We start from the raw sequence: 12747 nt of genomic DNA on the forward strand, positions 1-12747 counted from the left end.
TCATCGTATCATTTTGTCAGTTGTCAATGGTCAGTTGTCAGTTGTCAGTTGTCAATGGTGATTGGTGATTGGTGATTGGTAAGAATTATTTTTCCTGCTCCCTGCTCCCCTGCTCCCTTGCTCCCTGCCCCCTGCTCCCCTGCTCCCCTGCTCCCCTGCTCCCCTGCTCCCTGCTCCCTGCTCCCCTGCTCCCTGCCCCCCCGCTCCTCTGCCCCCTGCCCCTACTCCCACTCTGGCTTGAGGCTGCGGAAGTCATATTTTTCTGCACCAATATGACAACTAACACAACTACCCATATTTACAGGATTAGGGAATTGTACACCAGGATGTAAAGCCCGGAAGTAACGGGAGTCCTTGAGGCGATAGGGTGTTGATTCTTCTTGCAGTTGCACACGGGAAAAGGTGAACAGATATCTTGATACTAGAAGATTTTGAAACTTCCCTAGAGGCTGAATTTGTGCGCCATAGTGCTGGGAGTCTTCCAGAAGGTTTTTCCAAGTTTGAGTGGGAAACACAGCCGGTGGTAAGGCTATATGACAAGATGAGCAGTTTTCTAAATACAGTTGTTGTCCTAGTTGGTATTGTGCCGGTACGACATCAACAGTACCAACTGGAGTGGCAGGATTTGCGCCGTGGGCGCTAGTAGCAAATCCCAATAACCAACCAATAGCCACACTCCAAGTGAAAATCACCAGCATGACAATAAGCAGTTGGCGTTTTAGTCGGCGGTGGGATGATTTACTTTTAACCAGATTTGACATATATTTAGCAGCTTTAGCATATATATTATATTTTCTTGTGTCTACTAAAGTACAGGCGTAGTTATTAAGTAATTTTGTATACACTTTGTATTTAGACAGATTTTATAAAAATTTGTTGCATAATGTGTTATCTATTTGCAGGTTTTATCATTTCTTTCAAAAAGTAGAATACCATTTTCCTCTAAAAAATCTTGCGCTAATTCTTGCCAACTTGCATTGAATCTTGGGTAAAATTCAGGAGTACAAACATAAGCTTCTAAATTTAACCCTGCATAGTTTTTAGCTAACTTCTTATCGAATAAACCAATAGTATTTTTTAATTGTCCAATAGCATCTACCCTATTCTTGTTGACTTTTCTCGGACTTGTTGCATTTAGCTTGAACTCTACAAAACAAAAATCTGTTTCATCAAAAAATATAAAATCACAATGAGAATCACCAAATCCTAAAAGTCCCTTTTTTCCGTCAATAGGGATAAAACCGACTATTTTAGCATTGCTGATATTAAATAATTTAGTGGGTTCAAAGCCACTTCTAACAGTGTCAACACCATTTAGTCTAATAGTAAATTCATCATCCAACTGAATACTGACAATAATAAAACATTGTCCTCCATGGTCTATTACTGAAAATTCTGATCTAAATTCAATTTCTAGAACATCAGCAAAATTAACAAAAGCATTTAATAGAAGTTCTTTAATATCGTCAATTTTGCTCATCTTCTTGCAAAAGTTCTAGCGTGGATACTGTACAAAGTCTGAAAATCACCACCCAAAATTTCGGAAACAGTATCCAAATAATTTTGTTGAATAGTACCTTTTTCTTGATTAAAAATAGGTTCACAATAATTCGTTGTTTCTGGATTAGATTGATTACCTAATGAATACGCGGAAAAATCATTAGCTTTTAACCAAGAGTCTTTAGGGATTATTTCTGTGACTTCTGATTCTGCTGAATGATTTTTTTCAACCACTCTGTTTGCAAAGAGTAAATTATTAAAAACGGTGAGAACATAAGGACTATGAGTGGTAATTATAAGTTGATTATCATCATTTTTATTAACCATGAAAGATAATAACTCAATCAGTCGCTTTTGGGCAACAGGAAATAAATGTGCTTCTGGTTCTTCTATTATTCTTAATACCTTGGCATCATTTAGAATATTCAGGAAAATATCTTGTAAAATCCTAATAGACTCTTGCTGTCCTGATGAAGCATTAGCAATATGAACATACTCTCCTTTTTGAGTATTAAATACAATTTTTTCTCCCCAATTATCAATCCTGTATTCACCTTTGAGGATTTCATATATTCGGTTTTTTATTCCATATAATTTTTGTTTTATATTTTCGTCTTCTTCATAAGTTTCAATTAATCCCTCAAAATTGCCATTGCCAAATTTCTTGAATTGCTCTGTAATTTTTCCAACTCTTTCTATAAATTTTAACATTAAGGTTTCATCTATGGTTTGTTCCTTCTGTTGAAACGATTTTTTTCTATTTCCCTCTACACTGTTCTGAAGACTTGCAAATAAATATTTGCCAAATAAATCAGAATAACTTACTGTCGCATTTCTACCAGCAATTACAAATAATTGATCTGTATGATAGCTTTCAAATAATTCATTTAATAATATAGAAAGTTTTTTAGCATAGTAAATTTTATTTTGGTCATAAGTCAATTGATCATAGATATTATTTGTATTTAGTCCATGTTGAAACAGCTTTTTCATCCTACTCGCGGAAGATTTAAAATCTTCATTCAAAAAATTTTGATTCAAAAATTCAGCATAAAGTTTTTTCCGATGATCAAGGCTTAATTTTAAATATTTATCATTTTCAACACTATAATAAAATTCTATTTCAAAATCAGGCAAATGAAATGTAGAACCGAAAAAATCGTAAAATTTTTCTCTTATAGGGAATATAAGGTCAGAAGTAATATCAAAATAATCCTTTTGTGTATCCTGATAAATTTGACTAAATAAATCATCTCTTAGTGATTGAAAAAAGTAAATTAGCTTGGCAATTGTGCTTTTACCGCTTGCTTGTTCACCAATTAAAACTAATACTCTTTTAATTTCAATCTCTGCATATTCAATAGCAGCGAAATTTTTAATAATAATTTTCTGCATGATTAGAAACTCTCTTTTCAGCCAATAAATTTATTATAGTTGTAACAGGTGCAAGATGTGACCATACAAAAACAAACTTTTACTTCTGTCACCTGTCACCTGTCACTTGTCACCTTTAAGGAATAGGCACAGATCGCAATATCCGATCAACTATAGTTTTGGCATTTCGTCCCCCTCTGGGAATGAGACGATGACAAAGAATGTGAGGTGCAAGAAACTTGATATCATCGGGAAGAGCATATTCTCTACCTAAAATAAAAGCTAAAGCTTGAGTAGCTTTTTGTAACGCCACCGTACCACGAGGACTCACACCGAGAGTGATTTCTTCATCTTGTCTGGTTGTTCGCACCAATTCTAAAATGTATTGTTGCAAAGATGCTTCTACCTTAACTTGGGAACAAGCTTGGCGTAATGCTTGGACTTCTTCTAAAGTAATACAAGGTTGTAAGTCAGCTACTTTAAAACCTACTTGCAGATTTTGCAGCATTTGTAATTCGTCGGATTCAGAAGGATAGCCCAAACTTAAAGACAGCATAAACCGATCCATTTGTGCTTCTGGAAGAGGAAATGTCCCTTGGTACTCAATGGGGTTTTGGGTAGCAATCACAAAGAAGGGCTGGGGAACTAGACGGGAGACACCATCAACAGTTACCTGATGTTCTTCCATCACTTCCAGCAAAGCTGACTGGGTACGGGGTGTGGCGCGGTTAATTTCGTCAGCTAGGAGGACGTTAGCAAATATGGGACCGGGGAGAAATGTAAATTCGCCGCTTTTGGGATTCCAAATATTTGTACCAGTGATATCTGTAGGGAGTAAGTCAGGGGTACATTGTAGCCGTTGAAATCTGCCATCTACAGAACGGGCTAGAGATTTAGCGAGGAGGGTTTTACCGACACCAGGGACATCTTCTAGTAAAGCATGACCACCACCCAGTAAAGCTACTATAACTAAGCGGATGGCTTCGTGTTTACCAACGATGGTACGAGCCAAATTTTGTGTTAAAGCGTCAATTTTTTCTCTCATGCAGTACCAGGGGGGAAATATAAAAGTAGTTATGGAGTATAAAAAAGGATGTGAGAAACCAGAAAAGTTATTCTGCACTTCTGTAGGGGGTAAAGTGCAATACTCAACCCCTACTCAAAAACTTATTTAATACTTTATCCTTTCCTACAGTATTCCCACTGAAGATTACTAATCCAACATTAGGAGTTAAAAATTTCTTGAGCTGCTGTACAGTCAAGTTGAATTTGGTTTTTCAGGGCTGCTAAGGAGTCAAATTTCTGTTCGGGGCGCAAAAATTTGACTAGCTGTACTACTAAATTTTTTCCGTATAAATCACCAGACCAGTCTAATAGATGTACTTCTACACGGGTATCTATACCGTTAACTGTGGGACGGTTGCCGATATTCATTACTCCTAATTGCTGAGTGGGAGGGATATCTGGTGTTTGGTTATGAATGGTGGCGGCGATCGCATAAACCCCATGACGAGGTAAAAATTTGTCTTTTGGTAGTTGGATGTTAGCGGTAGGGAAGCCGATGGTTCTACCTAGTTTTTGACCTGCTACTACTACGCCTGTAAGGGTATAAGGTCTTCCCAAGAGGCGATTTGCTTTTTGGATATCACCTGCTTCCAAATTGTCCCGGATTAATGAGGTACTGATGCGAGTATCATCTGTGGCGGCTAAGTTGTCTGTATCAGTTTTTATAGGGACTATGGTAACGGGTATATTGTATTTGCCTGCGAGGATTTGCAAATCTTGAGCAGTACCCATGCGCTTTTGTCCAAAACAAAAATCCTGTCCAACGCTAATTTGTTGACATTGCAGTTGTTCGACAAGGATTTTATCTACAAATTCTTCAGGAGTGAGGGCTGATAGTTCTCTATCAAAGGGTAATAATACCAATTGCTCTACCCCAAGCGATCGCAATTGTTGAACTTTTTCATCCAGTGGTGTTAACAAAGTCCGGGGTTGTCCGGTAAAAAACTCCTGGGGATGAGGATCAAAGGTGACAACGGTTGGGTAGGGGCGTGGTAGGTTGGTAGACGGAAAGGATAAATCTTCTACTACTTTCTCCCCATCTCTCCACTTCTCTCCACCCCATGCAGACTGCAATACTGGCTGAATTACTCTTTGATGACCAAGATGAACACCATCAAATTTGCCAAGAGCAACAGCAGTCGGTGTCAGTAGCCCTTCTGTCGAAGAAGCAACCCATACAGAACACCCATTTTGAGACAAATTTAACACTTGGATTTTGGGATTTTAGGTTTATTATTGCTATTAGCGTTTAGCTACTCGATAACGATGTTGATGCTCTCACGCTGTTAGCTCTCTAATCACCAATCTAATCTAAAATCAAGGAATCCGTTAATTAACCTTGTGACTCTAGCGTTTATAGGGATTGATGATTGATAGCACAATGAAAAATTAAATTGGTTTTTGAGTAGGTATCCCAACTGCACGGGGAAAACTAATTGGTGTATTAGCTACTTTTCGTAAATAAAGACAATGACGAATGCTATTACTTAATGGAGTGGAAAATTCTTCAATTAATTCAATTACTCCACCCAATTGGATCACAGCATCTTCTAAACTTTGATTTTCTGCTTCTGTCCAATTACCACGATAAATTACTACTAAACCACCTTTTTTCACTAAAGGTAAACTATATTCAGCACAAACCGAAACATTACTTACTGCCCGAATTACAGCTAGATCATAATGTTGTCTGTGTTTATTTTCTTGACCAATTTCTTCTGCTCTTCCCAGGAGAGTTTGAGTATTACTGAGAGCAAGTGTAGATAAAATTTCCTCAATAAAAGTAATTTTTTTGCGTGTAGAATCTAAAAGCGTAACTTGAGAATCCGGGAAAACTAGAGAAATGGGGATACCAGGAAAACCTGCACCTGTACCAATATCAATTATCCGTTTACCCTTTTCAATTCCGGGAATAAATTGTTGTTTTGGTGCAATTCCCCGCAAAGAATCCCAAAGATGTTTTTCCCAAAATTCGTCCGGTTCAGTAATGCGAGTTAAATTTAGTTGACGATTTCCAGTAATGATTAATTGATAAAGTTGTTGAAATTGATTTTGTTGTAAATTTGTAGGTTGCCAATTCAGAGTTTTTTGCCATATTTCCCCTATGTCTGGCAAACTGTTTATAGGTAAAGATTCTATATCCATTGGTATTTAATAAATTTTTGACGTTTTTATGGGTAATTGGTTAATTTACTTTCTGACTCACTCATTAATGGGCGCAGGCCCTGCGCCCCTACGACTCCTGATTTTAAGACACCATGATCTAGTCTCCAACAATAATCCGCTATCGGTAACATATCACCAGCATCATGTGTTACAACTAATAATGTCCAATCTTTTTTGAGTTTGGCTAATAAATTTACCAGTTGGCGACGCATTGACCAGTCTAAGCCTGCTGTAGGTTCATCTAATAATAATAAATTTGGTTGACGAATTAATTGCACTGCTAAAGCTAAACGCCGTTGTTGTCCACCGCTTAAAGCATGGGGTGGTGTAGACAAAGATAAATGCTCTAATCCAACTTCTATTAATGCTTGTTTAACTTGTTCTGTTCCTAATTCTGGATGTCCTAAACGCAATTCTTCTAAAATTGTACCACCACAAAAGTGCCTTTCTGGAAATTGAAATACTAAACCTGCTAGTTGTTGTAATTGTTCGGCTATGAGTCCCTGTTCTCTCCAGAAAACTCCACCAGATGTGGGTTCAGCTAATCCAGATAAAATTTCTAATAAGGTGCTTTTACCTGAACCGCTAGGACCAATTATTAAACCCAGTTTTTGGGGTGGTAATTCTAAATTAATGGATTGGAGAATTGCTTGGGGACAGGCTGTGGGGTGATAAGTTAGATTTTTGAGATAGAGCATTTGTTAAGATTACCAAGTTATGGAAAATTCTGCTGGAAATAAACGTAATTTATCGTTGACTATTTTTGCATTCTAGGTAATAGATACAACAATTTCAACAGTAATTATTCTGAGGATGATCATGTTTAAACAGTTTTTTATGTCTCCATTCATGAGATTCAGTCGAGTTCCTGCATTTTTAAAGGTGACGGTTACTACGTCAATACTTTTAAATCTTTTGGTAAATCCGTCCTTTGCGGGTGATCCGTTTCGGAGTCGAAATCCTCATAATATTGGCGATCGCACAGAAGCCGCTTTTAAGGCGATTTTTCAGCAGGGAAATTACCCCGTAGCTAAAGATTATCTCCAAAAAGCTATCTCTAGCGAACCCAATGAACCTTTAATTTATGCAATCCAAGCTTCTTTAGCATATCAAAATGGAGATTGGACTAGTTTAGACAAAAACAGCAAAAAAACCCTGGAAACTGCACAAAATCTCATTGCTATTGACCCATTACGTGGTAATTTATACAGTTCTGTTGGTCATTTTTTAGAAGGGGCGGTAATTCTGAGACGGGAAGGAACTGTAAACGGTGCATCTCAAGCCTTTAGTCGGCTACGAAAAGTCTATATGTATCTTGACAAAGCCGAAAGCATTTCTGCTAATGATCCAGAATTAAACTTAATTCGCGGCTATATGGATTTAATGTTAGCTGTGAATTTGCCTTTTTCTAGTCCTGATGATGTCATTCAACGATTACAGAAAAACGCCGCCCCTAGTTATTTGGTGGATAGAGGTATTGCGATCGCATATCGGGATTTGAAACAATACCCTCCGGCTTTAGATTATGTCAATCGTTCTTTAAAAACCACTGCTGACAATCCAGAACTTTATTATCTTAAAGCCCAAATTCTCCATGCAAAGGGTAAAAAGGAAAAAAGTCAGAATTTAATTAAGGAAGCGATATCTCATTTTGACAAAGCATTAACCAAAAATCCCAACTTCCTGCCAATTTAGTTAAACAAATTGAACATGAACGCAATCAAGCTTATGCTGTCATTAGTCAGTAGTCATTAGTCAGTTGTTGAAAACTACTGGTTCTATCTATTACCAATTACAAAAATGCAAATTCAATTCCGCGAGTTCAATCCTTTTGATGCTTGGATTTGGTTGAAATTCAGTACCATTCCCTCAAAACAGGAAAAACAATATGTAGAAGAAGTCTTTAATTCCTGGTTTTATCTAGGTAAATTGGGTGCATTTAATGCCGAAAATCTGCAAATCCAAGATACAGGACTTGATATCAGCTACATGGATTATGATGCCAAAGGTTATGATAAAAGCTTACTAGCTTTGATGCACAACATGGGTGAATTTGAATACGAAGGAGAATGGGCGCGTTGTTGGTTTGATTTAGGGACAAGTGATGCGATCGCCTTAGACATTCTCATCAACGCCCTAACTCAACTAACAGAAGAATATGTCACTATTGAAGAACTATATATTGGTGGCGAAAATCCAGATTGGCCGATAGAAGATAGTGAAAGTCGCCCCTCTTCAATTTACGATAATTAATTGCAACCATGAATAAAGAAGGTAAAATTCGGGTAATTGTTCTCGCACTAATTCGCGATGGTAATAGAATATTTGTTTCAGAAGGTTATGATCCTACCAAACAATCAATCTTTTATCGAGCTTTAGGTGGTGGCGTAGAATTTGGCGAAACTAGCCGTATAGCCTTAGCTAGAGAATTCCAAGAAGAAATTCAAGCTGAATTAACCAATGTTCGCTATTTGAATTGTATTGAAAACCTATTTACTTTTAATGGTAAACAAGGGCATGAAATAATTCAACTCTATGAATGCGATTTTGCAGATCCTAAATTTTATCAAATTGAAAGTTTAACTTTTTCAGAAACACCAGAACGTCAACATCGCGCCTTATGGATAGATATATCCAAATTTCAATCTGGTGAATTAAGATTAGTTCCCGAAATATTCTTTGATTATTTGTAAATCAAAATATAGCAATTCTCCATAGGATTGCTATAGTAGCATTGGTTAGTTGATATTTATGAACAAGTGATTATTGTTGATCGCTATCTTGGTGAAGATGTTTATAGCGACATCCAAGCAATAAATCGAGGAGAGAAATTGTTAATCCCATCCTTTCCCGAAATTAATTTAGTTGTAGAAGATATTTTAGGATTCATACTTTCATAGTGCATTTCCAGATAACACCAATTTTACATTTTTAAAGATAGGTTATTTGGATTGCAGAATTATTAATTAAAGCAATAATGTTTAGTTACTTCGCTAGTAATTTCCCATGTACAAGACATCCCAGCCGGAAAAGTTACTAAGTCTCCCTTACCCATGTGAACTGATTCTCCGTCATCAGGAGTAACAATAACATTACCCTCTAAAAAATAGCAAGTTTCTTGTTCTGTGTAAGTCCAAGGGAATGTGGATATTTCTTTTTGCCAAATCGGCCATTTGAATACACCTAACTCATTGAGATGTACTTGACTAGCTTGATATGCGACTTGAATTTCCATGTGACATTTAATAGAGTTGTATTTTAGTAGTAAGATTGAATATCTTCTCCACACTCATCTACTAAATAACATAATGCCCGAAAACGCAAGCCCACAAACTGCTCATATAGTGGGTTGAATTTGCATAAGGGGGGAATGTGGGCAATTTTTCGACCGAAAATGACGATATCACGTTCAAAAGGACATTGGGCAGGAATTAATTTAGCAATAAATTTAGCAAATTCAGGATTATCAACTTCGATCGCGTCAAACCATTGACGTACTTTTCTTAATAAATCAAACTTAGTTCTAACTGATCTAACTTGATGGTTTTCTGCAATTTGGTTAATGAAAGTATGGAGAATTATCGGCTGACTATTTGTTTTTAGCATGACTGTAAATCCTGTGTTGACGATTTTGAGAAAATTTTGCTAAGTTGGCAGTTTATACTACAACTTATTTCTACAATTTGTCCTGGACTTGAGTAACGGTAAAGTAGTTGAACTAATTTTTATTTAAACTGGCTTTATGTGAAATAACTGTCCTGTTAAATACAAAATAACAAAGAAAATATAAAAATGGTATAGCCTCAGCTTATAGATTCCTGATATTTCATATAGTAATCTCATATAAAAAGCCTCCAGTCATGGTTTAGAAACCAAGCATTAGGAAACGATGACAATTAATTTTAGGTGATCAAAGATCAATAAAAATGTTATATAAGTTACTTAATCTCGATTCCAAGAGGACATGATCGAGATTTGCCACAAAGCAGTATCAAAAAAGCAGATTCCACCAGCTTTTGAGTCGAATCTTGCTAGTTAGTAATGTAATATTCTTTCTTTGCTATCAATGGTTTTTTCTTAATGCTGACAGCTTTGCAAAATATAACTACATAATTCGCAAAATCCATCTCCTTCTGCTGCTGTAGTGATATAAGTAGGTTGATGTTGTAACTGAGTTGCGTATTCTCGTATATTAGCCACACCTACGGAAATAGGGAAATAACGGTGGTTAAATAAACTTTCATCATTAGGACTATCACCGACAGTGATCACCTGTTCTGGGAAGTATGTAGGAAAATATTGACGTAATACCTTTAACAAACCGATCGCCTTATCTTGTCCTTGGGGTTTAATATGACACTGTACATTACTGTAAGTGAATCCCCAACCCATCTGTTCGCAAAGATTACCTATATTTTTGAGTTCATCGGTTGTCAATGAAGTAAGATCAAATGTCCAGTCAGTGACTCGAAACCGATTATCAGCAGATTCTTGGATTTGTGGAAAATACGTTTGTAAGTTGGCAAAGGTTCTAGCTAAATGTTCTCTATGGCTGGTTAAATCAGCAATAGGTGTTAATGTTACAGGCTCAGAATTACTTGATGGATAAAACAAACCGCCGTTTTCAGCTATAGCACCGACAATGGGCATTAAGCTACTGATGGCACTTACCCACCCAGCGGAACGTCCAGTGACAATTAGTACCGGAACTTTCACTGCTGCTAAATTCTCTAAAGTATCTAGCAGTTTAGATGTAAATTTGCCATACTTAGTCAATGTCCCATCCATGTCTGTGGCTAAAAGGCAAATTTGGTATAAATGCGTAGATGTTCTATCAGACAACTGCTGTATATTTATGAGATGCTTGCCAAAGTCACTAATGGGTCTGTACATAAAATTATCAGGACAGTGTAAAAAATATTTATAACACAGTACATTACTAGGCAAGATTGGGGCATCCTAAACATCAGAGTTAATGGTTTCAGGTTGTAAATTATGGTCAGTACAATTTTTCTGGCTCAATCTTCTGGGTCAAAGACAATAAAAACAAATAAAGTCGTACCCGCTAATGAGTCCCAAAGTCCACCTTTACTACTCTTTGCGAGTGGAGGACTGCTTATAGCTCTAGTTGCTTTAGTTGTGTATGGCAAAATTTTGATCAAAAAGGATGAGAAAAAACTGAAGTTTGAAAAATTCCGCACGCGCGAATTAGAGAAAAAACTGAAGTTAGCTTTAGAAACTATTCGCAAAATGGAAACTAATCCGGATTTAGTTCACTCACGGGATTTTAACCTCGATTATCTACGAATGCGGATGTCAGAGGAGGTATTCCATTTTGCGCTGGTTAATCAAATTAAACTCAAGGTTAAAGATAAGATCTCTCAAGCATTGCGTCCTAGTCAATCTAGCCAAGGTGCAGTAGGGGTTGCTAGTAGCACTGGTAAACAGGTAGATGAAACGTTCGATGTTGAACATGAAACCGGTGTAGCACCAAACATTGTTAAGCGGGTGTTATTCCGAGTGCAAATTCGGTTAATGAAGTTACCAACTCAAGCGACTTCGGCTACTATCAGCCAAATCATTGATTGTATAGAAACTTATCTGAGTCCTAGAGAAGAAGATGATACCTGGCAACCCACTATTCAAGGTCGGATTGTTTATATGCACTGGGATCAAAAGGCTAAACCAACTCCTTTGCTGGTACTGGAACAGTCAAATGAAGGAGTTAATGTGACATTTAGAACTAGTCGTCAAACCCCTGTGGCGACAAGACGGCAGTAAGCAAATTCGTATTTTAGAGGATGAAAACAGAAATTTACTCACCAATTACCTATTACTAATTACCAAGCTCAAATAGATAACGAGTTGTGATTATTTGTTTGGGGACTTTGGGGTTATATTTTGAGCATCACGGGTAAGAAGACCATCTTCCATTTCTACAATGCGATCGGCAATATCTAAAATCCGGTTATCATGGGTTACTAATAAAATAGCAGTTCCTTGTTCTTTAGCTAGACGCTGCATGATTTCTACGACATCTCTTCCTGATTGTTTGTCTAAAGCGGCTGTTGGTTCATCTGCTAAGACTAAGGGGGGATGGTTGACTAGTGCGCGAGCGATCGCTATTCTTTGTTTTTGTCCACCAGATAAGTTATCTGGATAGTAATTAACGCGTTCTTGCAAGCCTACAGATGTTAACATTGCTTCTGACTGAGAAATAGCTGCTGATTGGGAAATACTATTATTTAATTCCACGGCCATTTGCACATTTTGTCTAGCAGTTAAAAAACCTAATAAATTGTGAGCTTGGAAAATGTAACCAATATTTCGTCGCATATGTACTAGTTTACTTTGACTAGCACCACATAGTTCTTCGCCTAAAAATTTGAGACTGCCATCTTGTACCGATCTTAATCCACCAATTAAACTCAATAATGTTGTTTTCCCTGAACCTGATGGTCCCGTCATAATCACAATTTCACCAGCATAGATTTCCAAACTAATATCAAATAAAATCTGTTTTCTCAGAGTTCCTCTACCATAGTAGTGATTAATATTTTTAATAGAAATTACAGGTTCTTTGTTGATCATAATTAAGAAGTTAGGAGGTAGGGGCGCAGGGTCTGCGCCCATTTAGGAGGT

The 12747-nt window shown here is 37.0% G+C and carries 15 protein-coding genes and 1 pseudogene; 5 read left to right on the forward strand and 11 right to left on the reverse strand.

Features of this window, described 5'->3' with window-relative positions; genetic code table 11:
• Positions 1 to 221: 221 nt before the first annotated feature.
• The 7 genes from FJR38_RS19715 to FJR38_RS19745 form a co-directional block, all read right to left on the reverse strand.
• Positions 222 to 761: a cytochrome C gene (locus FJR38_RS19715; RefSeq protein ID WP_168538993.1), complete on the reverse strand. Its 540-nt coding sequence runs from the start codon at positions 759 to 761 to the stop codon at positions 222 to 224.
• A gap of 131 nt (positions 762 to 892) precedes the next feature.
• Positions 893 to 1480: a hypothetical protein gene (locus tag FJR38_RS19720; protein WP_168538903.1), complete on the reverse strand. Its 588-nt coding sequence runs from the start codon at positions 1478 to 1480 to the stop codon at positions 893 to 895.
• Positions 1477 to 2895 carry an AAA family ATPase gene (locus tag FJR38_RS19725; protein WP_168538905.1) on the reverse strand — a complete coding sequence of 473 codons (1419 nt, stop codon included), beginning with the start codon at positions 2893 to 2895 and terminating at the stop codon, positions 1477 to 1479. The genes FJR38_RS19720 and FJR38_RS19725 overlap by 4 nt, the downstream gene beginning before the upstream one ends.
• A gap of 115 nt (positions 2896 to 3010) precedes the next feature.
• Positions 3011 to 3919: a MoxR family ATPase gene (locus tag FJR38_RS19730; protein WP_168538907.1), complete on the reverse strand. Its 909-nt coding sequence runs from the start codon at positions 3917 to 3919 to the stop codon at positions 3011 to 3013.
• Positions 3920 to 4098: 179 nt separating this feature from the next.
• A complete protein-coding gene (locus FJR38_RS19735) occupies positions 4099 to 5148 on the reverse strand; it encodes a bifunctional riboflavin kinase/FAD synthetase (protein ID WP_168538909.1) in 1050 nt (349 codons plus the stop codon).
• Positions 5149 to 5328: 180 nt separating this feature from the next.
• Positions 5329 to 6084 (reverse strand): 16S rRNA (guanine(527)-N(7))-methyltransferase RsmG, encoded by a 756-nt coding sequence (rsmG, locus tag FJR38_RS19740; protein WP_168538911.1) that lies wholly within the window; start codon positions 6082 to 6084, stop codon positions 5329 to 5331.
• A gap of 26 nt (positions 6085 to 6110) precedes the next feature.
• Positions 6111 to 6803 carry an ABC transporter ATP-binding protein gene (locus tag FJR38_RS19745; protein WP_254445171.1) on the reverse strand — a complete coding sequence of 231 codons (693 nt, stop codon included), beginning with the start codon at positions 6801 to 6803 and terminating at the stop codon, positions 6111 to 6113.
• Between the two features lie 121 nt (positions 6804 to 6924).
• Between FJR38_RS19745 and FJR38_RS19750 the strand changes: the two are divergent.
• From FJR38_RS19750 to FJR38_RS19765, 4 genes and pseudogenes are all read left to right on the forward strand, one after another.
• Positions 6925 to 7853: pseudogene (locus FJR38_RS19750) on the forward strand (Sll0314/Alr1548 family TPR repeat-containing protein).
• A 52-nt stretch (positions 7854 to 7905) separates the two neighbouring features.
• Positions 7906 to 8358, forward strand: coding sequence for a DUF3531 family protein (locus FJR38_RS19755; protein WP_168538913.1), 453 nt, complete (start codon positions 7906 to 7908; stop codon positions 8356 to 8358).
• Positions 8359 to 8366: 8 nt separating this feature from the next.
• Complete coding sequence (locus tag FJR38_RS19760; RefSeq protein WP_168538915.1) at positions 8367 to 8798, forward strand: NUDIX hydrolase; 432 nt, start codon at positions 8367 to 8369, stop codon at positions 8796 to 8798.
• A 66-nt stretch (positions 8799 to 8864) separates the two neighbouring features.
• Entirely contained in the window at positions 8865 to 9005 is a 141-nt protein-coding gene (locus tag FJR38_RS19765) for a hypothetical protein (RefSeq protein WP_168538917.1), read from the forward strand.
• 62 nt (positions 9006 to 9067) lie between these two features.
• Here FJR38_RS19765 and FJR38_RS19770 read toward each other — a convergent pair whose 3' ends face one another.
• From FJR38_RS19770 to FJR38_RS19780, 3 genes are all read right to left on the reverse strand, one after another.
• Complete coding sequence (locus FJR38_RS19770) at positions 9068 to 9340, reverse strand: cupin domain-containing protein (RefSeq protein ID WP_168538919.1); 273 nt, start codon at positions 9338 to 9340, stop codon at positions 9068 to 9070.
• 23 nt (positions 9341 to 9363) lie between these two features.
• Entirely contained in the window at positions 9364 to 9711 is a 348-nt protein-coding gene (locus FJR38_RS19775; RefSeq protein WP_168538921.1) for a Mo-dependent nitrogenase C-terminal domain-containing protein, read from the reverse strand.
• Positions 9712 to 10182: 471 nt separating this feature from the next.
• Positions 10183 to 10998, reverse strand: a complete 816-nt coding sequence (locus FJR38_RS19780; protein WP_168538923.1) for an HAD-IIB family hydrolase — start codon at positions 10996 to 10998, stop codon at positions 10183 to 10185.
• A gap of 102 nt (positions 10999 to 11100) precedes the next feature.
• Between FJR38_RS19780 and FJR38_RS19785 the strand changes: the two genes are divergently transcribed.
• Entirely contained in the window at positions 11101 to 11886 is a 786-nt protein-coding gene (locus FJR38_RS19785) for a hypothetical protein (RefSeq protein ID WP_174764058.1), read from the forward strand.
• A gap of 90 nt (positions 11887 to 11976) precedes the next feature.
• On the opposite strand, the gene FJR38_RS19790 is transcribed toward FJR38_RS19785, so the two are convergent.
• On the reverse strand, positions 11977 to 12696 hold the full coding sequence (locus FJR38_RS19790) for a DevA family ABC transporter ATP-binding protein (RefSeq protein WP_168490715.1): 720 nt from the start codon (positions 12694 to 12696) through the stop codon (positions 11977 to 11979).
• Positions 12697 to 12747: the final 51 nt, after the last annotated feature.

The sequence above is a fragment of the Anabaena sp. UHCC 0253 genome, from assembly GCF_009712085.1.
Lineage (GTDB): Bacteria > Cyanobacteriota > Cyanobacteriia > Cyanobacteriales > Nostocaceae > Dolichospermum.